Origin of the sequence: Candidatus Nitrotoga sp. AM1P (assembly GCF_013168275.1) — a bacterium.
GTDB lineage: Bacteria > Pseudomonadota > Gammaproteobacteria > Burkholderiales > Gallionellaceae > Nitrotoga.
In genome coordinates this window covers 1,107,422-1,128,546 of the sequence record NZ_AP019547.1, presented here as the reverse complement: position 1 = coordinate 1,128,546, position 21,125 = coordinate 1,107,422, and the positions used below count along the sequence as shown (strand labels likewise).

The 21,125-nt window shown below is 50.2% G+C and carries 18 protein-coding genes and 1 tRNA gene; 12 read left to right on the top strand and 7 right to left on the bottom strand.

Annotation, left to right across the window (positions count from 1 at the left end; translation table 11 throughout):
• The first annotated feature begins 2 nt into the window (after positions 1 to 2).
• On the top strand, positions 3 to 203 hold the full coding sequence (locus W01_RS04995) for a hypothetical protein (RefSeq protein ID WP_173052621.1): 201 nt from the start codon (positions 3 to 5) through the stop codon (positions 201 to 203).
• A gap of 25 nt (positions 204 to 228) precedes the next feature.
• The gene (locus W01_RS04990; RefSeq protein ID WP_173052619.1) at positions 229 to 789 is read left to right on the top strand and encodes a recombinase family protein; all 561 of its coding nucleotides are present in this window, start codon (positions 229 to 231) and stop codon (positions 787 to 789) included.
• Positions 790 to 1,411: 622 nt separating this feature from the next.
• Here W01_RS04990 and W01_RS04985 read toward each other — a convergent pair.
• Genes W01_RS04985 through W01_RS04975 form a run of 3 tightly spaced genes read right to left on the bottom strand, consistent with a single transcriptional unit; the run spans position 1,412 to position 3,194 of the window.
• On the bottom strand, positions 1,412 to 2,617 hold the full coding sequence (locus W01_RS04985; RefSeq protein ID WP_173052617.1) for a tyrosine-type recombinase/integrase: 1,206 nt from the start codon (positions 2,615 to 2,617) through the stop codon (positions 1,412 to 1,414).
• 8 nt (positions 2,618 to 2,625) lie between these two features.
• Positions 2,626 to 2,907: a hypothetical protein gene (locus tag W01_RS04980; protein WP_173052615.1), complete on the bottom strand. Its 282-nt coding sequence runs from the start codon at positions 2,905 to 2,907 to the stop codon at positions 2,626 to 2,628.
• A gap of 50 nt (positions 2,908 to 2,957) precedes the next feature.
• The gene (locus W01_RS04975; protein WP_173052613.1) at positions 2,958 to 3,194 is read right to left on the bottom strand and encodes a hypothetical protein; all 237 of its coding nucleotides are present in this window, start codon (positions 3,192 to 3,194) and stop codon (positions 2,958 to 2,960) included.
• 294 nt (positions 3,195 to 3,488) lie between these two features.
• Between W01_RS04975 and W01_RS14120 the strand changes: the two genes are divergently transcribed.
• Positions 3,489 to 3,827: a helix-turn-helix domain-containing protein gene (locus W01_RS14120; protein WP_242007042.1), complete on the top strand. Its 339-nt coding sequence runs from the start codon at positions 3,489 to 3,491 to the stop codon at positions 3,825 to 3,827.
• Positions 3,746 to 4,765: a tyrosine-type recombinase/integrase gene (locus W01_RS04970; RefSeq protein ID WP_320416774.1), complete on the top strand. Its 1,020-nt coding sequence runs from the start codon at positions 3,746 to 3,748 to the stop codon at positions 4,763 to 4,765. The genes W01_RS14120 and W01_RS04970 overlap by 82 nt, the downstream gene beginning before the upstream one ends.
• Positions 4,766 to 4,785: 20 nt before the next feature.
• Here the strand turns inward: W01_RS04970 and W01_RS04965 are convergent.
• A tRNA-Asn gene (locus W01_RS04965) sits at positions 4,786 to 4,861 on the bottom strand.
• 124 nt (positions 4,862 to 4,985) lie between these two features.
• Here W01_RS04965 and W01_RS04960 point away from each other — a divergent pair.
• Positions 4,986 to 7,832 carry an AsmA-like C-terminal region-containing protein gene (locus tag W01_RS04960; RefSeq protein WP_173052609.1) on the top strand — a complete coding sequence of 949 codons (2,847 nt, stop codon included), beginning with the start codon at positions 4,986 to 4,988 and terminating at the stop codon, positions 7,830 to 7,832.
• Between the two features lie 36 nt (positions 7,833 to 7,868).
• On the opposite strand, the gene W01_RS04955 is transcribed toward W01_RS04960, so the two are convergent.
• Positions 7,869 to 9,062 carry a pyridoxal phosphate-dependent aminotransferase gene (locus tag W01_RS04955; protein WP_173052607.1) on the bottom strand — a complete coding sequence of 398 codons (1,194 nt, stop codon included), beginning with the start codon at positions 9,060 to 9,062 and terminating at the stop codon, positions 7,869 to 7,871.
• Positions 9,063 to 9,139: 77 nt separating this feature from the next.
• Here W01_RS04955 and uvrB point away from each other — a divergent pair, with 77 nt between their 5' ends.
• Positions 9,140 to 11,161: an excinuclease ABC subunit UvrB gene (gene uvrB / locus W01_RS04950; RefSeq protein WP_173052605.1), complete on the top strand. Its 2,022-nt coding sequence runs from the start codon at positions 9,140 to 9,142 to the stop codon at positions 11,159 to 11,161.
• 60 nt (positions 11,162 to 11,221) lie between these two features.
• Entirely contained in the window at positions 11,222 to 11,701 is a 480-nt protein-coding gene (locus W01_RS04945; RefSeq protein ID WP_173052604.1) for a low molecular weight protein-tyrosine-phosphatase, read from the top strand.
• A 139-nt stretch (positions 11,702 to 11,840) separates the two neighbouring features.
• On the opposite strand, the gene W01_RS04940 is transcribed toward W01_RS04945, so the two are convergent.
• Positions 11,841 to 14,279, bottom strand: coding sequence for an Rne/Rng family ribonuclease (locus W01_RS04940; RefSeq protein ID WP_173052602.1), 2,439 nt, complete (start codon positions 14,277 to 14,279; stop codon positions 11,841 to 11,843).
• A gap of 374 nt (positions 14,280 to 14,653) precedes the next feature.
• Between W01_RS04940 and rluC the strand changes: the two genes are divergently transcribed.
• The 3 genes from rluC to W01_RS04925 all read left to right on the top strand — a co-directional run bounded on the left by rluC (position 14,654) and on the right by W01_RS04925 (position 17,314).
• Positions 14,654 to 15,595 (top strand): 23S rRNA pseudouridine(955/2504/2580) synthase RluC, encoded by a 942-nt coding sequence (rluC, locus tag W01_RS04935; protein WP_173052600.1) that lies wholly within the window; start codon positions 14,654 to 14,656, stop codon positions 15,593 to 15,595.
• 81 nt (positions 15,596 to 15,676) lie between these two features.
• The gene (locus tag W01_RS04930) at positions 15,677 to 16,333 is read left to right on the top strand and encodes an HAD-IA family hydrolase (RefSeq protein WP_173052598.1); all 657 of its coding nucleotides are present in this window, start codon (positions 15,677 to 15,679) and stop codon (positions 16,331 to 16,333) included.
• A gap of 33 nt (positions 16,334 to 16,366) precedes the next feature.
• Positions 16,367 to 17,314, top strand: coding sequence for a S49 family peptidase (locus tag W01_RS04925; protein WP_173052596.1), 948 nt, complete (start codon positions 16,367 to 16,369; stop codon positions 17,312 to 17,314).
• Between the two features lie 11 nt (positions 17,315 to 17,325).
• Here the strand turns inward: W01_RS04925 and W01_RS04920 are convergent, their stop codons facing one another.
• Positions 17,326 to 17,955, bottom strand: coding sequence for an arylesterase (locus tag W01_RS04920; protein WP_173052594.1), 630 nt, complete (start codon positions 17,953 to 17,955; stop codon positions 17,326 to 17,328).
• Here W01_RS04920 and W01_RS04915 point away from each other — a divergent pair.
• Positions 17,954 to 18,622 (top strand): ABC transporter ATP-binding protein, encoded by a 669-nt coding sequence (locus tag W01_RS04915; protein WP_173052592.1) that lies wholly within the window; start codon positions 17,954 to 17,956, stop codon positions 18,620 to 18,622. The genes W01_RS04920 and W01_RS04915 overlap by 2 nt on opposite strands.
• A complete protein-coding gene (locus W01_RS04910) occupies positions 18,619 to 21,081 on the top strand; it encodes an ABC transporter permease (RefSeq protein WP_173052590.1) in 2,463 nt (820 codons plus the stop codon). The genes W01_RS04915 and W01_RS04910 overlap by 4 nt, the downstream gene beginning before the upstream one ends.
• The last annotated feature ends 44 nt before the right edge of the window (positions 21,082 to 21,125 follow it).

Sequence of the window (21,125 nt, the reverse complement as noted above, 5' to 3'; positions counted from 1 at the left end):
CTATGGAAAACAGCTCATTTGAAATCCGCGAGGCTGTTTTAAAATCGAAGATTTTTGAAACGTGGCTGGAAGTCTGGATAATTCGCGAGATTCCGGCGCGGGGTATTGATTTTGTGGGCCATTTCCGTATGATTCCAAAAAGGTTCCTTTTCGGAACACGCAACAAGCTGGCTGTGACGCGCATGCATACGCATTTGTGCTGACGCAGCGAGGAGACGGTGGCCTGTCATGAAGATCGGTTACGCACGCGTCTCAACTGAGGATCAAAACCTCGACCTTCAGCTCGATCTCCTGAGTCAGGACGGTTGCCAGAAAATATTCAAAGAGAAAATGACTGGCAAGAGAGGCAGTCGTCCGGTACTAGACAAGGCGCTGGCGACGCTTAAAAACGGTGACATGTTGGTGGTCTGGAAACTGGATCGCCTTGGCCGCTCACTCCGGAATCTGACGAATATCCTGAATGACCTGGAAGGACGGGGTATCGGTTTCCGGTCGATCTCGGACGGGATCGACACTGAGACTCCAGCGGGCAGGCTTCTCTTCCATCTCATCGGCGCAATCGCTGAATTTGAATGCAGTCAGATTTCAGAGCGAACGAAAGCGGGGTTGCATGCTGCGCGCCGGAGAGGGCGGCGGCTGGGCCGCCCGCCCCGGATTGGTCATCACGATGTCAAGCTAGCAAAGCATTTGCGCGACACTCAAAAGCTGAACTACGCAGATATTGCCGCACGGCTTGGAGTGGGACGCACCACGCTCTGGCGTGCGATGGCGGAAGATGCTGAACCTTGATCGCACCAGCGATTCTTAAGGTGTGATAGGCCCATATTTAATTTAAAGTGAGGATTTCTGCGGGTTGTAGGGGATTTGCCACAAATTTGCCATATGATTTTCGAGGCCAGCATATATGCCGTTTTTTTTGGTGCGTGTGGCGAATTTCATGGACACAGAATCGCTGCATTCAGTTCAATGGCCATGGTTCAACTTATCACTTAACGATAATTAAGTTAAGCCGTGGCCGTTCCTCATTCCCGGCGCTTTACTGGCTTCCTAGGCGTATCTTGGAGGATGGTGCCATGCCAGCGTATCACCGCTTTACGCTGACAGGCAACCTACGATCTCCTGCTTGATCCTAAAAGCATTCTTCTAGAAAACGAACTGATGTGATTCGTCGCCAAATGACCGATCCAAATTTGTCACAAATTTGTCACAGAGCGAAAAAGACCGGGACAGACAAGTGAGGATTTCTGCGGGTTACAGCGGACCGATTTAGATTGCCATAACGTTATTTTTTGCTGTTTTTGGAGTGAAGATCGTCTTCTAAGCCATTGATTTAATTATAGAGATGGCGACGGGTCTCGTATCCGCGAGATGCAGCTTGGGAAGCTGAAAAAAGTCATTCATTTACAATAGTTTAATGCGTATGAGTCACAAATTTGTCACACAAATTTCGCCCTCTCATGCGCGAGATCATTCCAGTGCGATTGTTACTTTCGTCTTCGACGCGCTGAATCAGATGAGCGTATACATCAAAAGTCGTGCTGATGTCAGTGTGGCCCATGAGCGTCTTTATTCTTGCAATGTCTATACGCTCGGCGATTAGCATTGATGCAAAAAAGTGTCGAAGTGAATAGGGCGAATATTTCGGGTGGAGGACGGTCTCCCCGTTCACCTGTTCAGTGGTGACAAGACCGGCTTTTTCTGACGCTGCGACGAAGCAGCGTTGCCGCCAGTTGTCTAAGGACTGCCAATGTCCGTTGCTAGTCGGAAAAACCAGATCATATTCATTTTCGACGGCCAGGTGGTCGCGATAGTGGGTAACCATGTCCAGTGTTTCCGGGCTGATGTCGATAAATCGCCGCGAGGCCGGTGTCTTTGGGACTGAAAGCTCTCCACCACGATCAATGGCCCGTTCAACCTGTATGCCAGTTTTCGTAATACTGCTCCCTGCAAGAGCGAGATATTCCTGCGGACGCATACCCGAATCCACCGCTAAATACAGCATCGGCCGATAGCGCTCCCATGCCTTCGCAATCTGGGCGTTTTTTGAGTTTGCCAACGCGTCTGCCGCCGTCAGCAGGTCTTCAATTTCTTTCTGCGATGGAATAGCGACAGGCTCAGTGTAGCGCGTCTCTTTGCGAACACCGACCCCCACCGCCACATTGCTCTGCATATAGCCGCGACTGGTCATTTCGCTGAGAACGGCATGAAAGTAAGTCAGAGTCTTGGCTGCCAGATACCGACCCTTTTCCCGGATGAGCCATGACCTGAAGTTGATAATGTCGGGCGTCGTCAGCGCCGCAATGCCCTTACCCCAAGAGTAGTCCTTCATGATATTAGATATATAAACGTAGTATTTGTACGTGGCTGGCGAGACGGGGTCTCGCCCATTCCGGCCTTCGACCTGACAAACCTTCAACCACAGATCAACGGCGGCGGGCACGGATTTACCATCGGTGTCGGTTTGGCTTTTCCAATGGCCTGAATTCTGCGAATAGGCTCTGGCCTCTTTCAGCGTCGGGAAAGTCGCATAGGCGAAGCCGGATGGTGAGGTGGTATCGGGATATCGAACCAGATAACTCGTCCCTTTTTTTCCGCTTCTTTTTCTGATGTCTGCCATGATTCTGCCTAGCGTATCAATCGCCCTTGGTCAAAGGATTCTTTCAAACTGGCCGGATTTACATGTGAATTATTTTCGGCCTGGACCTGGCAGCGGCAATAGATTTCAAGGAGTGTTCCCTTTTCGATTTTCAGCCTTTTATCAATAGGATCGACAAAGAAGGGAAGTTTTCGCTTTCCATGCGCATCTAAATCTGCGGCACGCTTCATCTGCCTGTGCGACAGCTCAATCCCCATCGTTGCGAGCAATGTTCTCGCTTCTGCTAACCCAATATAGAACGGTGAGGTCATGGATTAAATGTCCTTTCATGGCTCAACGAGACCGGCGGTGGGTCAACCGATCAAATCTTGTGTTCATCGGCTACGCTTTTATAAGGGCCGTTACTGTGCAGTTTATTTACGGCGCGACCAGCCTTGTGCGGAACCACGGTATCACCGAGTCCATTCGTCGGATTAACGTAAAGTGTCGCGCCTTGGGAATAACGAACTGCGAAATCGTCTTCGAGCTCGTGGAGCTTTTCGTACAGCGCCTGTCGAATTTCAGCGATTGTTAGTTCACCTTTGATCGTGATTTGCATTTGGGTGTTTATGCTTTCTGCCCTAATAAGAAAACTGGCCCTTATAAATATGATGCGCGAATAGCAGTTGATGAATTATTAATTTTTGCTCGGTAAAGTAGTGGTCAGAAATATTTTTCTCGTCTTTCGATCCACGCCTGTCTGAATTGGTCTGGTGCAATCCCGCGAGGAACGCGCGAGGCGGTCGTAAAGTGTTCATCAGTAAAGTGGACGCATTGCAGATCAAGGAGGAACTGGCATGACAATGGCCTATCAATTGATGCGACATTTTCGTCGCCACTCCAAGGGTTAATCATGGACGATCACGGCCTGCCCTTGCCTTGCAAACGCGGTCTGTCGAAAAATCAGGCTGCGGATTATCTCGGAATCGGCGTCACGCTTCTGAGCGAACTGGACATTCCCTTTATTAAACTGGGTCGCCGCTGTATCTATGACAGAGTTGACCTGGATATCTGGCTCGACGATACTAAGAAGCGAGGGCGGGCCGGAAAGGAAACTTTATGGCCCAACAAAGTGGTGTCTACCGAAGGCCAGATTCAAGGCATTGGTGGATTAGTACAACCCTTCCAGACGGCAGGCGCATACGCCAAAGCGCTGGGACTGAAATCTTCGAAGACGCGCAAGCGCTGTTAGCCAAGCTTACCCTTGACGCCTACAGGGCAACGCACTTCGGGATTAAGCCCAAGCGGAGTTGGCAAGAGGCTGTCGTTCGGTATCTCGCAATCAAAGCATCGCTGAGAAGTTATCGCGATTTACAGCGGATTTGTCGCATGCTGGATGTGTATTTGGGTGCCATGACGCTCGATCAGATGAACGGTGACGTGATCTGGTCGATTGTTCAACGGGAACTCAAACGCGGCAACAAACCAGCCACGGTGAATCGTTATCTGGCGCTCATTCGCAATCTGCTGCGGATGGCGCGGGATGAATGGCAATGGATTGATAACTTCCCAATGATTCGCCTTTTGCCAGGCGAGGTCGAACGGGACCGCTGGTTAACGCGAGAGGAAGCGGATAGACTGATTAATGTTTGTCCGCCGCATCTCGCCGCACTGGTACGGTTTGCTTTATCGACCGGATGCCGGGCCGGAGAGATTACGGGTCTGGAATGGGATCGTGTGGATTTGGGCAGACATACCGCCTGGCTGAATCGCACGAAGAATGGCACGTCGCGAGGGGTGCCGTTGAATTTGGATGCAGTTGCAGTATTGCAGGAACAGGTGGGAAACCATCCGCAGGCCTGCTTCACGTATCGCGGCGCGCCGATTCGTTGGGATGTCACCAATACGGCCTGGCACAATGCGACGCGCAAGGCAGGCTTAACGGATGTCCGCTTTCATGATCTGCGCCACACATGGGCATCCTGGCATCGACAAGCTGGAACGAGCTGTGATGAGTTGAAAGACTTGGGCGGCTGGAAGTCACGCAACATGGTGGATCGGTACGCGAAGTTTGCAACCGATAATCTTTCAGTCGCTGCGGCACGGATTGAGCAAGCTAAGCAGGGGGATAACGTGATTCGGCTGTCACGTTTTGGTCACGTTCCAGATATAGAAAGGGCCAGCGCCTAGGCGCTAGCCCTTATGTATCTTGGCTCCCCGACCTGGACTCGAACCAGGGACCTGCGGATTAACAGTCCGTCGCTCTACCAACTGAGCTATCAGGGAATTGACAAGGCCGCCATACTACTGGCTGCGAGCTTTTCAGTCAATAGACAGATGTTTTTATGTGATTAGTTGTTGTGGAAATTAAGTAATGAAAATTTAGATAATTTAGGTGTAACGGGTCGGCATGGATATAAAAATTATATTTATAAAAACCAGTAAAGGTGAGGACGAAAGTAAAAGGATAACTAATCATTTATCTAGCGATATTAAGCGTGCCTTAGGTTTGATTGACAATAAGTCCACGGTGAAAGAGTTGATGAAACGGGCTGCGCCCAGCTTACGTGAAGCGCTTGGCGATATGCTCCAGGAGTTGACTGATGGTGGTTTTATTCAAGATAAAGATACGATAAATACCGCTGTGAGGATGGCTATCCCTCGGATGCCTATTCAAAAAAATATCATATCTTCGCCCAAGTTTGAAGGTTTGGGGGAGAGGCAGTCCCCTATTAATGTTATGCATGTATCGGCCGCGGGTGCATTAGCGGCGGAAGAGGAGATAGAGAAGGGAGCGGCAAGAATCAGAGCTGAACAAGAGGCTGTAAACGTACAAGAGAAAACGGAAGCTGTGCGTCTCAAGGCAGAGCAAGAAGCGGAAAAAGTCAGAGCGGAACGGGAAGCTGAATTAGCTAAGGTAAAAACAGAAGCTGAAAGGGCACGTTTTAAGGCAGAACAAGAAATAGAAAAAATTAGAGTGGAATTGGAAGGTGCGCTGGTCAAGGCAAAAGAGGAAGCGGAAACTTTAGCCAAAGCTCGATTCGAAGCGGAAGCCGCGCGCTTTAAGGCTGAGCAACAAGAAGCTGCGCAGGCCAAGGCAAAAGTGGATGCGGAAGCTAAGGCGCATGCTGAAGTTGAAGCTTTCCGTCTCAAGGCTGAGCAAGAAGCGGTAAAAGCCAAGGCGGAACAGGAAGCTGCATTGGCTAGGGCAAAAGCGGAAGCTGAAAGGGCTCGTTTTAAGGTAGAACAAGAAACGGAAAAAATCAGAGCGGAATTGGAAGGTGCGCTGCTCAAGACAAAAGAAGAAGCGAAAGCATTAGTTAAGGCTCGATCCGAAGCGGAAGCTGTACGCTTCAAGGCTGGGCAAGAAGCGGTAAAAGCCAGGGCGGAACAGGAAGTTACTCGGGCAAAAGTGGAAGCAGAAGCTAAAGCGCGTGCAGTAGTTGAAGCTATGTACCTTAAGGCTGAGAAAGATGTCGTAAACATTAGAGCGAAACAGGAAGCTGAGCAGGCTAAAGCAAAAGTGGAAATGGAAGCTGCAGTCAATGCTCGTGCCGCCGCTGAAGCGGCTCGACTCAAGGCAGAGCAGGAAATGTCAAAAGTCAGATCTGAGCTGGAAGCCGAGCAAGCCAAATCACAAGTAGAAGCGAAAGCCAAAGCTCGTGCTGAAGCCGAAACGGCACGCCTTAAGGGAGAGCAGGAAGCGGCAAGAATCATAATGAAACAAGAGGCTGCACAGGCCAAAGCAAAAGTGGAAATGGACGCTAAGATACGTGCCGAAGCTGAAGTAACACGCATTAAAGAAGAGCAGGAAACCATAAGAGTCAAGGCGGAATATTTAGCTACGTTAAACAAAGAAAAAGCGGAAGCGAAGGCCCGTGATGAAGCTATGGTGCGCATCAACAAGGCTGAGCAGGATGCGGCAAAAATTAAAGCTGAGCAAGAAGCAGCGCAGACTGTGACCAAAGCAAAAATGGAAGCATCAGTTAAGGTATCTGTCGCTCAAATGCCGGAAATGAAGGCTGTTCAGTGTGTCGCCATAACACGTAGCAAACCTTTGCCGTGGGGCAAGATAGCGGCTGGCTTGATTGTGCTGCTATTTCTACTGGCCGCTTTGCTACCTTATATTTGGCCGATGCAGGGCTATGTCACGCAAATTGAACAGAAATTGTTTGCTCAACTGGGGCAGCCTGTACATATCGGTTATTTACGCGCGACATTGCTTCCCCAGCCGAAGCTGGAGTTGGAGGATGTATCTATGGGTAGTAGCCAAGAGTTAAAGGCGAGCAGTGTTGTACTGAATTTCAATTTTTCTGCATTATTAAACGAGACTAAAGCGATTCACAGTCTGGAAATTAACGATCTTCTACTGAGAGCTGAGACTTTTGATAAAACGTTGATGTGGCTACAGACCGCAGGCGGGGACACCCATTATCCAGTAGCGCGCATGGTGTTGCAGCGTGCGCGTGTCAGCAATGATGAACTTAATCTGCCCCCTGTAAATGGTGTGGTGAATTTTGACGGGCAGAGACGCTTCGCCAAGGCAGTATTGAAAAGCGTGGATGGCAAGCTTAGCATGGAGCTACAACCGCAGCAGTCTCGTTGGCAGATCGCATTGGCTATCAAGCAAGGTTACGTGCCGCTGTTGCCGAACATTTTGTTCAATGAGCTGACCATAAAAGGCGAGTTGGGCGCAGGTGAAATCAAGTTCCATGAAATCGACGGGAGTTTGTATGGCGGCATGTTGGCAGGCAGTGCCCACCTGACTTGGCTGAAGGGCTGGCAAATGCAGGGGCTTGTGAATGTAAAGGCTGTGCAACTGCATGATGCGTTGCCGCAATTCGGCATTGCTGGTGAAATGGACGGTGACGCCAATTTTATTTTGCGTGGGGAGAAACTTCCCTTATTGGTTAAAACTCCGCATCTGGATGGCAAATTCTTGGTAAAGAAGGGGCTTATCAATAAAATTGATTTGGTAGAAACTTCACGAATGCCTACCCGTAAAGGTGCGTCCAGCGGTCGCACACATTTTGATGAATTAAGAGGTGCGCTAGAGATAGATAACAATAAACAGCATCTACGCCAGATCAAAATTTCAGCTGGTGTAATGAGTGCCAATGGTTATGTTGATGTTGCAGCGAACAAGCAATTATCAGGACGATTAAATGTCGATTTGAAAATACGCGCTGACCTAGGTAGCGTGCCGCTGGTATTGTCCGGTACTCTTGCCGAGCCAGTGTGGAACACGAGGCGCTAATTGGCAGCGTTTACGAGGAATGAAGTAAAAATGGAATTATGTAAATGCCTTGGAGATTCGGCTAATCGCATTTTTTAAATTTTCCATTGAGGTGGCGAAAGACAGGCGAATATAGCCGTCACTGCCAAAAGCCGAGCCAGGCACTATGGCTACCCCCGCTTGCTCCAACAGATATTCGGACAACGCTACGTCGGTAGCTTCTTTAATGATGCTCTTCTGGTGCAAAGCCGCAATAACCGGACGCACGTCGGGGAAAGCATAGAATGCCCCGCCACTCCTTATACATTTGACACCGGGAATTTTGTTCAGGGCATCCACTACGAATAGATGTCGCTCGCGGAATGCTTGTAGCATCGGCGCAATGCAGCCCTGATCCCCGTTCAAGGCTGCCTCTGCAGCGACTTGCGAAATCGAAGTGGGATTGGAGGTGCTTTGTGATTGCACATTTTCCATGGCCGTGATGATGTGCTCTGGCCCTGCGGCATAACCGATCCTCCAACCTGTCATTGCGTAAGATTTGGACACGCCATTCAGAACCATAGTGCGTGAATAAAGGTCGGGGCAGGCATTCAGAATGTTGACGAATTTTTCGTCACGCAACGCAATGTGCTCATACATATCATCGGTAGCTATCAGTACCTCAGGATGTTTGCACAACACTTCACCCAATGCTTGTAATTCTTCCAGGCTGTAAACTGCACCGGATGGGTTGCTTGGGCTATTGATTACCACTATTTTTGTTTTAGTTGTGATGGCCGCAGCTAATTGTGCAGCGCTCATTTTGAAATTTTGTTCGATGCCTGTCTGTACGATTACCGGCTTGCCCTCTGCGATAAGCACGATATCCGGATAAGATACCCAATAAGGTGCCGGGATAATTACCTCATCGCCGGGATTGATTAAGGCAAGCGCCAAGTTAAAAAAACTTTGCTTGCCGCCGCAGGAAACCAGGATCTGTTTTGCAGTGTAATCCAACCCATTGTCGCGCTTAAACTTGGCGACGATAGCCTGCTTCAGAGAGGGGGTACCTCCCACTGCGGTGTATTTGGTGAAACCCTTGTTGATTGCAGCTATAGCCGCATCTTTAATATGCTGCGGAGTATCGAAATCGGGTTCGCCTGCTCCCAAGCCGATAATGTCTTTTCCTTCTGCCTTTAATTTGGAAGCCCGCGCGGTAACGGCGAGAGTAGGGGAGGGTTTGATTGCTTGTACGCGCTTCGATAGTTCCAAGATTGTATCCTTATGGGTTCAGAGTAAACTGTCCCGTATTTTAAAATTTTTAATTTAAATTTGGCTGAAATTATACCGTGATTAAGACTTTTCCTAATAGCCCCTATTTTTTGCATCAGCCTTTTGAACCAGCGGGTGATCAGCCCACTGCGATTGCGCAATTGGTCGAGGGAGTAAATGAGGGGTTAGTTTTTCAAACGCTGTTGGGTGTGACGGGCTCTGGTAAAACATTCACTATGGCGAATGTCATCGCCCAATCGGGGCGACCAGCCATCATCATGGCACCAAATAAGACCTTGGCGGCACAGTTGTATTCTGAAATGCGCGATTTTTTTCCTGAGAACGCAGTGGAGTACTTCGTTTCTTATTATGATTACTACCAGCCAGAGGCGTATGTTCCGTCGCGTGATATGTTTATCGAAAAGGATTCCAGCATAAATGAGCAGATCGAGCAGATGCGCCTGTCGGCCACCAAATCACTGTTGGAGCGACAGGACGTGGTGATTGTGGCCACCGTTTCGGCCATTTATGGAATCGGCGATCCGGTAGATTATCACGGCATGGTTCTACACCTGCGCGAGCATGAAAAATTAGTACGGCAGGACGCAATCAAGCGTCTTACAGAGATGCAGTATGAGCGCAATGATGTGGATTTTTCGCATGGGCATTTTCGAGTGCGCGGCGATGTAATCGACATCTTTCCGGCAGAAAATAGCGAACATGCATTACGACTGACGATGTTTGACGATGAAGTGGAAAGCTTGTCGCTATTTGATCCACTTACCGGCCATATTTTGAGCCGCGTGCCGCGTTTTACCGTGTACCCGTCCAGCCACTATGTCACGCCGCGTAGCACCACATTAAAGGCCATAGAAACCATTAAAGTTGAGCTGGCTGAGCGCATAGATTTTTTTCAGCGCGAACATAAATTGGTGGAAGCGCAGCGTATCGAACAGCGTACGCGTCACGATCTGGAAATGCTGAATGAAATCGGTTTCTGCAAAGGCATCGAAAATTATTCGCGCCATCTGTCTGGACGCAAGGCGGGAGAGCCACCACCTACACTGATTGATTATCTTCCGCCCAATGCGTTGATGTTTATAGATGAAAGCCACGTTACCATTCCGCAGATCGGCGGCATGTACAAAGGTGATCGAGCGCGTAAGGAAAATCTGGTCAACTACGGTTTCAGAATGCCATCCGCGCTGGATAACCGTCCGCTACGTTTTGACGAGTTTGAACGCGTAATGCGTCAATCCATATTCGTTTCTGCGACACCGGCTGTTTTTGAGGCAGAGCATACCGGGCAAGTGGTTGAACAATTGGTGCGTCCGACTGGATTGGTTGATCCTCAAATTGAAGTGAGGCCGGCTACGCACCAAGTTGATGATTTGATGTCTGAGGTTAATCTGCGCACGGCTAAGGGTGAGCGAGTGCTGGTCACCACACTGACCAAGCGCATGTCGGAAGATTTGACCGAATATTTTTCCGAGCACGGTATTAAAGTGCGTTACCTGCATTCAGATATTGAGACCGTGGAGCGGGTGGAAATCATTCGTGATTTGCGTTTGGGCATGTTTGACGTGCTGGTCGGTATTAATTTGCTGCGTGAGGGGTTGGACATCCCCGAGGTGTCACTGGTAGCGATACTTGATGCTGACAAGGAAGGCTTTTTGCGTTCGGAGCGTGCACTCATTCAAACCATAGGCCGCGCTGCGCGCCATATTAACGGTAGCGCAATACTCTACGCTGATAAAGTTACCAATTCGATGCGCCGCGCTATCGACGAAACTGAGCGCAGGCGGAACAAGCAGTTATTGCACAATGAACTGCATGGCATTACTCCCCAAGGTGTGCAGAAGCGCATAAAAGACATTATTGAGGGCAGCTATGAGCCAGACGCTGCGCGCAAGCAATTGAAAATAGAGCAAGATCAGGAAAAATACTTGGCGATGAGTGAACGTGATCTTGCCAAGGAAATTAAACGGCTGGAAAAAGAGATGCTGCAAGCAGCGAAAAACCTCGAATTTGAGCGTGCCAGTGAATTGCGCGATCAATTGAAGAAGCTGCGGGAGAGTGTATTTATGTCCCCACTGTGAGTTAGAGAATTTGAATTACCGATACATTACAATACGGTTTTATTGTAATGAGTAGAATAATTGAAAAAAGTTAGCGTTTTATTTTGCTGCATGGGAAATATTTGTCGGTCACCCACCGCTGAAGTAGTGTTCCGCGCACGCGTTGAGGAAGCGGGGTTGGCACAGCATATCCTGATTGATTCGGTAGGTACGCATGATTATCATATTGGTAATCCGCCGGACCCGCGAACTCAGCGTGCTGCGTTACAGCGTGGATACGACATGAGCATGCTGCGTGGGCGACAGGTTGAGGTTGCCGATTTTACTCGTTTTGATTATGTGCTGGCGATGGACGATGCCAATCTTGGCATTCTGCAACGTTTATGCCCAGTGAAAGCGCGGGGGCGTTTGGGATTGTTTTTGGAATATGCCAGCCGACATAATGAGCGTGAAGTTCCCGATCCATATTATGGTGAAGTAGACGGTTTCGAGCGTGTACTTGATATGGTGGAGGATGCGTCAGATGGTTTATTACGACATATTCAGAAGACTTTAATGTAAAGTGGTAGGTTGTGTTGTTGCGTATGTTTTTGATGTTGAATGATGTAGGAAAATAATAAAGCCGCGCAGTTATTATATTGCGCGGCTTTATTAATTTTACGTTCTACATTATTTTGTAGCAATGCTACTGGTTCAACTATCAGCTCAAAGTTTGTTGAGTCTCGATCTGTACCAACGGCTCGTTGTTTTCCATACTGTAAATTTCACGTGGACGTGAGCGGCGACGTGATACTGGCGGTGCAGTTTCAACCTGGGCAGCGGCTGCCGCTGCTGAAGAACGTTTGACTGCGTCAGTTTCAATCTGCACCAACAATCCGTTGCCATTGGTTGTTGAGCTGGCTTGAGTTGATGTATGTACCTGCTCAACAAAAAGCTGGCGCGGTTCTATATTTTGAATATTTTTTGGTTCTGCGGTTTCACTATGGCGTGTGATTTCAACGGCGTTCATTACCGCATTAGGCGTGGTTTCGGTCAGGATAGGTTCTTCACTGGCTAGTAGTTGTCCCGCTGCCTGTTGATCACGCCGTTCGCGTTCGCGCTGGCCACCGCGCCGACCGCGCTTACGTCCAGTGCTCTGGCTATTTTCTTCTGTTGGTTCAGTCACAGGGGCAACTTTTGCGATGCTTTCTAATACCGCTGTTTCGACTGGTACGCGCGGTGGCCGGGGCGGACGTGCAGCGCGCGGTTCTTGTGTTTTGGGTGCTGTTTGCCCATTTTTTTCTACGCGTGGATGAACTTCTTCACGGTCACGACGTGGATTATTGCGCTGACGGTTGCCTTCTGGTCGATTACTATCCGGGCGATTACCACTTGAGTTACGGTTTTCTCGTTCACGTCGAGGTGGGTTATTGGTGCGCGGTTTGGTGATCACCTTTTCGGGCGTTTTTTCCGCACCCAGTGACTTGAACCAGCCTATCAGCTTAGTAAAAATAGAAGGTTGCGAGGCCCCCCCGACTGCTCGCATTGGAGCGGGCTGTGGGGGCGTGACACCTTGAACTACCGCTTGGGGGCGCTGTGGTTTGGTTTCTTGCGCGGCTTTGGCAGTGACATGGTTTGCTTCTGGTATCGCCACTAACTTGTAGCTGGCTTGCAAGTTTTCGGCGGTCATGTCGTCTTGGCGCAAACGAGTCACGGTATAGTGCGGCGTTTCCATATTTGCATTGGGAATCAGCGTAATGACCACCGTTAGCCGTGATTCGATTTGGTGGATTTCAGCGCGCTTTTCATTAAGCAAGAAGGTGGCGACATCTAATGGCACTTGCACGTGGATAGCGGCACTGTGTTCTTTCATCGCTTCTTCCCGAATGATACGCAGGATGTGCAAGGCGGAAGATTCGATGCCGCGGATATGGCCGATGCCGTTACAACGGGGGCAGGGGGTGTGACTGGTTTCTTCCAGGCTGGGTTGTAAGCGTTGGCGCGATAATTCCAACAGGCCGAAGCGCGAGATTTTCCCCGTCTGCACACGCGCACGGTCATAGTGTAATGCATCGCGCAGGCGATTTTCCACTTCACGTTGGTTGCGGGTGCTCTCCATATCGATAAAATCGATTACGATCAGACCACCCAAATCGCGCAGACGCATCTGCCGTGCAATTTCTTCGGCAGCTTCCAGGTTGGTGTTGAGCGCGGTCGACTCTATATCTGCGCCGCGCGTGGCGCGTGCTGAGTTGATATCGATTGCAGTGAGTGCCTCGGTATGATCAATAACAATAGCGCCACCGGAGGGAAGATTTACTTGGCGTGCATGTGCTGATTCGATCTGATGCTCAACCTGGAAGCGCGAGAATAAAGGTACGTCATCTTGATATCGTTTGATCACATGGACATTGTTTGGCATGACCGTGCTCATGAAAGCGCGAGCCTGCTGATAGATATCATCCGTGTCGATTAGAATTTCACCGATTTCAGGGTGGAAATAGTCGCGTATGGCGCGTACCACCAAGCTACTTTCGAGGTAGATCAGCGAGGGTGCTTTTTCGGTTTTTGCTGCGCTTTCAATGGCATCCCACAATTGTTTGAGGTAGTTGAGATCCCATTGCAGCTCTTCTAGATTACGGCCAATTCCAGCAGTGCGCGCAATAATACTTGCACCTTGCGGCACTTCTAATTGTGACAGGATGTCGCGCAGTTCATTGCGCTCTTCACCTTCGACACGGCGAGATACGCCGCCACCGCTGGGATTATTGGGCATTAGCACAATGTAGCGGCCAGCCAGACTAATATAAGTAGTTAGTGCGGCCCCCTTATTGCCGCGCTCGTCTTTTTCCACCTGAATAAGTAGTTCCTGGCCTTCGCGTAATGCTTCCTTGATGCTGGGACGGCCGCTACCTTCTTGATTCAGATAATTAATGGGGGAAACTTCTTTGAATGGCAGGAAACCGTGGCGGTTGCCACCATATTCGACGAAGGCTGCTTCCAAGCTGGGTTCGATACGGGTAATTATGGCCTTGTATATATTACTTTTGCGTTGCTCTTTACTAGCGGATTCAATGTCGAGGTCGATCAATTTTTGACCGTCGACAATGGCGACACGGAGTTCTTCCGCTTGTGTCGCATTGAATAACATGCGTTTCATTATATTTTCTCCCGCGCTCTGACACGGGCAGAACAAGTCTACACACGGCTAACCGCGCGCGAGAAAGTGAATAAGAGTCGTGCAAACAATGCTGATATAGCGATGTCGACGGTTGTTCAAAATATTGTTCTCGTTATTAGCTTGTTAATAATCAACGGGTGCCGCCAATAGTTTGTTATAGGGGCGACACGGAAAAAAATCCACAGGTGCTTTGAGCGCGCAAATCAATTACTATCACTGCTTCTTCCGGTGAGTGACATTAACCGGATTGCGTTGGATCGGGGCGGCGGCATTGTTGCCTGCTCCACACTCACGGGGAATTCGCATCCCGTTTTTCCGTTAGCCAATACGCGTTATCGGGAAGTATAAGCATAATGAATAATTTACGCAAAGAATCTGTAACCTGGACTAAGATCGACGAGGGTAGTTGCGATCAGCGCATTGATAATTTTCTATGTAAATATCTTAAAGGGGTTCCCAAGAGTCACATCTATCGTATTCTGCGTAGTGGTGAAGTGCGCGTGAATAAAAAGCGCGTGGATCAAACTTATCGCCTACAACTGGACGATCATGTGCGTATTCCACCGGTGCGGGTAGCTGAAGCGCAAGATCGTGACTATGTCCCAGCACTTGAGTTTCCTATCTTATATGAAGACGATGCGCTGTTGGTGATCGACAAGCCATCTGGAGTAGCGGTACATGGCGGAAGTGGAGTTAGCTTCGGCATTATTGAGCAATTGCGTAGTGCCCGTCCGCAAGCCAAATTTCTGGAACTGGTTCATCGCCTGGATCGTGAAACTTCGGGCGTGCTACTACTGGCGAAGAAGCGCTCTGCCCTGATCAACCTGCACGAGCAAATGCGCGATGGAAAAAACGACAAGCGGTACCTGTGCTTAGTATTAGGCAAGTGGCAGAATGTTAAACAGCACGTTAAATTACCACTCCACAAATTTAACACTCAGAATGGTGAAAAACGCGTAATGGTGCGCGAAGATGGGCAAACCTCGCACACTATCTTTACCCTGCAAAAAAGTTGGCCTGAATTCAGCTTGCTTGAAGCTCAGCTTAAAACTGGACGCACCCACCAAATTCGTGTGCATCTTTCTCATCTGGGCTTTCCTATCGCGGGCGATGATAAGTACGGCGATTTCGCGCGAAACAAAGAATTGATTAAGCAGGGCTTAAAGCGCATGTTCCTGCATGCGCACAGCATTACTTTGGCCCATCCGTTGACGGCTGAGGCTATGCAACTGAGTGCGCCGTTGCCGAAGGAATTGCAAGGGTTTATGGATGAGTTGAATAGAAAAACTTTGTGACGAATAAAGTGTTGCACGCTAATTGAATAGTGATGCCGCCAAAAATGCTAATATCCGCGCCTCATTTTTTGGTAGATTCTAATGGCGAAACATTATGATTTGATTGTGTTTGACTGGGATGGCACAGTGATGGACTCCACCGCTGTGATAGCGGGTTCAATCCAGGCTGCATGTCGGGATTTGGGCTTAACCGAGCCTAGCGATGTCGTTGCGAGGTATGTAATTGGCCTGGGGTTGCATGAGGCGCTACGCCAAGCCGTGCCGGATTTACAGGAGAATCAGCGCGATGATCTGGTGGCACGTTACCGCCATCATTTCCTTGCACAGGATGAGGCTATTCCATTGTTCGAGGGAGCGCAGCAGACCATTGCGGAGCTCCACGTTGCGGGGCACTGGCTGGCAGTGGCAACGGGCAAAAGCCGGCAGGGGTTAAAGCGGGCCATGCAGACAAGCGGGATGGAATGTTACTTCCATGCTACCCGCACTGCAGACCAAACATTTTCCAAGCCGCACCCAGCGATGCTGCTGGAAATTATGGATGAGCTTGGCGTTATAGCGCCGCGTGTGCTGATGGTGGGTGATACCACACATGATTTGCAGATGGCGCGTAACGCCGGCGTGGACGCGATTGGCATGACGCATGGTGCGCACCCGGTAGACCAGTTGCGTGTTTTGAAACCGCTAGCGTTGCTGGACGATTTTGTCGGACTGCGTGCATGGTTTAAAGAATACGCCTGATATACTGGATGCAGTTTTTATTGAGGAATAATTATGTCAGAACAAAATAGCAACTGGGAACGTGGCGTGCTGGAGAAGCTTGCTATGTCGGCCATTCAGGAGCAGCGCCGGGCGCGTCACTGGAGTATTTTTTTCAAAGTGTTGACGTTTGGCTATTTATGCGTCCTGCTATTTCTGTTTCTCGGTTGGATAGGGAAATCCGAGTCGCCGTTAAGCGGCAAGCACACCGCACTGGTGGATATGCATGGTGTGATTGCGGCAGAGACCGCAGCCAATGCCGACAGTGTTATGACCAGCCTGCAGGATGCATTCAAGGATAGCCACACGCAAGGGGTAATTTTGCGTATGGATAGCCCTGGCGGTAGTCCGGTGCAATCGGGTTATATTAATGATGAAATTCACCGTTTACGTGCCAAGTACCCAAAAATCCCGTTGTACGTAGTGATTGAGGATATATGCGCTTCCGGTTGCTATTACGTGGCGGCGGCAGCAGACAAAATTTTTGTCAATAAAGCGAGCCTGGTTGGGTCAATTGGTGTGTTGATGGATGGTTTTGGTTTTACTGGAACGATGGACAAGCTGGGTGTGGAGCGCCGTTTGATGACGGCGGGTGAGAACAAGGGTTTTATGGACCCATTTTCGCCAGTCAATATTGGACAGCAGGAACATGCTAAAAATATGCTCGCCGAAATTCACCAGCAATTTATTGAGGTAGTGAAACAAGGACGTGGTAAACGTTTGAAGGAATCACCTGATATATTCAGTGGCTTGATCTGGACCGGTCAAAAGAGCATTGAGCTTGGTTTGGCGGATAGCATGGGCAATATGGAAAGTGTGGCGCGCGATGTAATCAAGGCAGAGGATATTGTCGATTTCACTACTCATGAAGGTATCGCAGAGCGCCTCGCCAAGCGTTTCGGTGCAGGAATGGCGAGCGCTTTTCCGGGTTTATCTACACAGGCTGGCATCAAGCTTCGTTAAACACTGCGCCTTTAGAGAGTGTTCGCCTTCAATAGGGGTTTCAGTTTGTCCAGAATAGTTTGAAGGATTTGTGCTTGCGCCGACGCTGTGGGGTGCAAGTTGTCGGTCTGAAATTGCTCCGGCTGAATATTTTTCAGCATGAACGGCACCAGCTCCACCTTGTGCCGCTGCGCCAACCGGGAATAAAGCGCCTTGAATTGATCGGTGTAGTTTTTGCCATAATTGGGTGGTAACTGAATCCCAATTAGCAGCACTTTTCTGTTGTCTTTCTGCGATTGTTGGATAAGAGCGCTGAGATTGGTCTCTATGTCAGCGATAGGCGTGCCGCGCAGGCCGTCATTGGCCCCCAGCTCCAGAATGACAATGCTGGGGGAATGCTGGCGCAAAGCGGGGGCAATGCGCTGCCGTCCGCCACTGGCTGTTTCGCCGCTGATGCTGGCGTTAACTACTTTATATTGTGGATGGCTGCGTTGTAATTCTTGCTGCAACAGGTTGACCCAGCCCGATGCCCGTGGAATGCCATACGCCGCCGATAAACTATCGCCAAGCACCAGTATGGTTTGTTGTTGTGCGCCACTTACCCCAGATAGCAGGCAACATGCACATAATAAAATTGATTTAAAGAAAGTTGAAAATTTCATGGCGTCTATTTTGCAGGCAATGAATCTGGGTAAGCAAGTAGAAAGTGGTGGCCAGCCTCTTGTTATCTTGCACGAGGTCAATTTTACCGTCGAGCCGGGTGATAGTCTTGCTATTTTGGGTGCGTCTGGTTCCGGTAAGTCTACTCTGTTGGGACTGTTAGCTGGACTGGATGTGCCCAGTAGTGGGACAGTATACCTCGACGGAGTTGATATTTTTTCTTTCGATGAGGATGAACGCGCACGTTTACGTGGTCGTCTGGCAGGTTTTGTTTTCCAATCATTTCAGTTGCTGCCAGCCTTGACCGCGCTGGAAAACGTGATGCTGCCACTGGAATTGCATGGCGCGTCCGATGCGCGCGAGCGTGCTATGGCTGCCTTGCAGCGCGTGGGGTTGGCCGCGCGTCTGAGCCATTTACCCAAACATTTGTCCGGTGGCGAGCAACAGCGCGTGGCGATGGCGCGTGCGTTTGTTGTGCAGCCAAAAATCCTGTTCGCAGACGAACCCACAGGCAACCTCGATGCCGCCACGGGCGGTCAGATTATTGATCTGATGTTGGAGTTAAACAGTGCGCAGGGCACCACTCTCATATTAGTGACTCACGATAATGTGTTGGCACAACAGTGTGGTCGGCAGTTGCATCTGGCTGCAGGGCGGATTGTGTCGTGAATACGTTGTATTTGTCATGGCTCATGCTGCGGCGGGACTGGCGCACTGGGGAATGGCGTGTGCTGCTTATTGCTTTGGTGCTGGCGGTGGGTAGTATTGCTACAGTGGGACTGTTTGCCAATCGGGTTGGCTTGGCTCTGCAGCAGGAAGCTACTAGCCTTTTGGGTGCCGATCTGCGCCTTGTCTCTACCCATCCATTCCCACCAGCTTATCGGGCAGCCGCATTGCAACGGGGTCTGCGCGTGGTCGAAATTGCTACTTTCCCCAGCATGGTGGTTTATGACCAACAAAATGTGTTGGCGGAAATTCAGGCGGTGGAAGAAGGCTATCCGTTGCGCGGTCAAATTCATATTGACGATGGCACGCAGCATGTCGCGCAAGGCATACCGGTACCCGGCACAATATGGGCGGATAAGCGTTTGCTGCAACGCATGGGCTTGCAGCTGGGTAATGAAGTTATTATTGGCGCGCTGCACTTGCGCGTGGCTGCGCGCATGGTACGCGACGTGGATCAGTCTGTCGGCTTCGCCAGTTTTGCACCGCGCGTGCAGATAAATGCGGCCGATTTGCCAGCTAGCGGCCTAGTTCAACCTGGCAGCCGTATCAGCTATAAAATTCTGTTTGCAGGCGACTCGGAACAGCTTGCCAACTTGCGTGCCTGGCTAAAAAAACAGCTGGTAATGGGTGAAAAGTTGGAGGACGTGCGCGACGCGCGCCCGGAAATTCGAACTGCGTTGGAGCGTGCCGAACATTTTTTAGGGCTGGCAGCGCTTACTGCCGTAGTGCTGGCAGGTGTGGCTATGGCGCTGGCCGCGAGCCATTTCATCATGCGCCATCTCGATACCTGCGCCATGATGCGCTGTTTGGGAGCAACGCAGGGGCAGGTATTGCGTATTTTCATGTACCAGTTTTTGCTGCTGGGCGTATTTGCCGTATTGTTGGGTGATTTACTTGGTTATGCGGCTCAATTTGCGCTGGTGCAGTCCATCGAGAGCATGCGTGAGGCTGCTTTGCCCCAGCCCGGCTGGCTGCCATTGTGGCAGGCTGCGGCCAGCGGCATGGCACTGTTACTTGGCTTTGTCTTTTTGCCGTTGTGGCAGTTGAAAAAAGTGTCTCCGTTGCGTGTTATTCGCCGTGAATTGGGCATGCCCCCGGCGCGTACCGGCTTACTGTATGTGTCAGGTGCTGCGGTGCTGAGCGTGTTATTTCTATGGCAGGCTGGTTCGCTCAAGCTGGGCTTGACCGTGTTGGGGGGCTTGACAGCTGGCATGCTGTTGTTCGGCCTGATGGCCTGGCTTGCCGTGCGTACTTTGACATGGCTACCCCTGCGCGGAAGCTATGCCTTTGCGAATTTGGCCAGGCACGGGCGCACTAATGCGCTGCAAATTGTGGCACTGAGTTTAGGCGGCATGGCCTTGCTGCTGCTTACTTTTGTGCGTGCCGACCTGCTGGAAAGCTGGCGCGGGCGCATGCCGCCGGATGCGCCGAATCGTTTTATTGTCAACATCCAGCCCGATCAGCGTGCCGCGATAAAAAATTTCTTCATACAGCGACAATTACCTGCGCCACAATTATTTCCCATGGTGCGGGGGCGGCTGATCGCAATCAATAATCACGCGATCAGCGGGAACAATTACTCCGAGGCGCGTGCACGTGCGCTAGTGGAACGTGAGTTCAATCTATCCTGGTCAGATCATTTGCCAACTGATAATGCTTTAGTACAGGGTGTATGGTGGAAGCAGGGCGCGTCATCAGTGTTATCGGTGGAAGAGGGTATTGCCAAAACGTTGGGTATCAACATGGGCGACACTCTGACTTACGACGTGGCGGGCAGTCCGTTCAGTGCGCAAGTGGTAAACCTGCGCAAGGTGCAGTGGGATTCCATGCAGGTAAATTTTTACGTAATCACTGCGTCTAATACGCTGATAGATTATCAGGCCAGTTATTTGACCAGCTTCTATTTGCCAGCTGACAAGGCGCAGGCAAGCGATGCGTTGATTAAAGCCTTCCCCAGCCTGCTGCTGATAGATACCGATGCGGTGATCGAACAAGTGCGCCAAATTATGGACCAGATAGCTCAAACCATGAGCGCGGTTTTCTTGTTTACCCTGTTAAGTGGCTTGGCTGTGCTCTATGCTGCACTGCTCGCTACGCAAGATGAACGCATTCAACAGGCCGCCATTCTGCGTACTTTGGGGGCCGACAGTCGTTATTTGCGGCGATTGCACCTGACTGAATTTGCCGTGTTAGGCGCATTGAGTGGCCTATTCGCAGCCGCAGGTGGAACCTTGCTGGGTTGGGTGTTGGCAATTAAAGTTCTGGAAATTCCTTATCATCCCAGCGCGTTAATCTGGTTGGTTGGTGTGGGAGGGGGGATCGTTACGGTGACCTTGGCAGGATGGTTGGCTACGCGGCGTGTGGCGCAGATGTCACCGTTACAGGTGTTGCAATCTGTTTAAGAAAAGATGGGAAAGCGGAGAGCTCATCGGGGGCTGTAAAGGTG

Coding starts and splice junctions, on each gene's coding strand:
- W01_RS04995 (WP_173052621.1), top strand. CDS start 3: ATGGAAAACAGCTCATTTGAAATCCGCGAGGCTGTTTTAAAATCGAAG.
- W01_RS04990 (WP_173052619.1), top strand. CDS start 229: ATGAAGATCGGTTACGCACGCGTCTCAACTGAGGATCAAAACCTCGAC.
- W01_RS04985 (WP_173052617.1), bottom strand. CDS start 2,617: ATGGCAGACATCAGAAAAAGAAGCGGAAAAAAAGGGACGAGTTATCTG.
- W01_RS04980 (WP_173052615.1), bottom strand. CDS start 2,907: ATGACCTCACCGTTCTATATTGGGTTAGCAGAAGCGAGAACATTGCTC.
- W01_RS04975 (WP_173052613.1), bottom strand. CDS start 3,194: ATGCAAATCACGATCAAAGGTGAACTAACAATCGCTGAAATTCGACAG.
- W01_RS14120 (WP_242007042.1), top strand. CDS start 3,489: ATGGACGATCACGGCCTGCCCTTGCCTTGCAAACGCGGTCTGTCGAAA.
- W01_RS04960 (WP_173052609.1), top strand. CDS start 4,986: ATGGATATAAAAATTATATTTATAAAAACCAGTAAAGGTGAGGACGAA.
- W01_RS04940 (WP_173052602.1), bottom strand. CDS start 14,279: ATGAAACGCATGTTATTCAATGCGACACAAGCGGAAGAACTCCGTGTC.
- rluC (WP_173052600.1), top strand. CDS start 14,654: ATGAATAATTTACGCAAAGAATCTGTAACCTGGACTAAGATCGACGAG.
- W01_RS04930 (WP_173052598.1), top strand. CDS start 15,677: ATGGCGAAACATTATGATTTGATTGTGTTTGACTGGGATGGCACAGTG.
- W01_RS04925 (WP_173052596.1), top strand. CDS start 16,367: ATGTCAGAACAAAATAGCAACTGGGAACGTGGCGTGCTGGAGAAGCTT.
- W01_RS04915 (WP_173052592.1), top strand. CDS start 17,954: ATGGCGTCTATTTTGCAGGCAATGAATCTGGGTAAGCAAGTAGAAAGT.
- W01_RS04920 (WP_173052594.1), bottom strand. CDS start 17,955: ATGAAATTTTCAACTTTCTTTAAATCAATTTTATTATGTGCATGTTGC.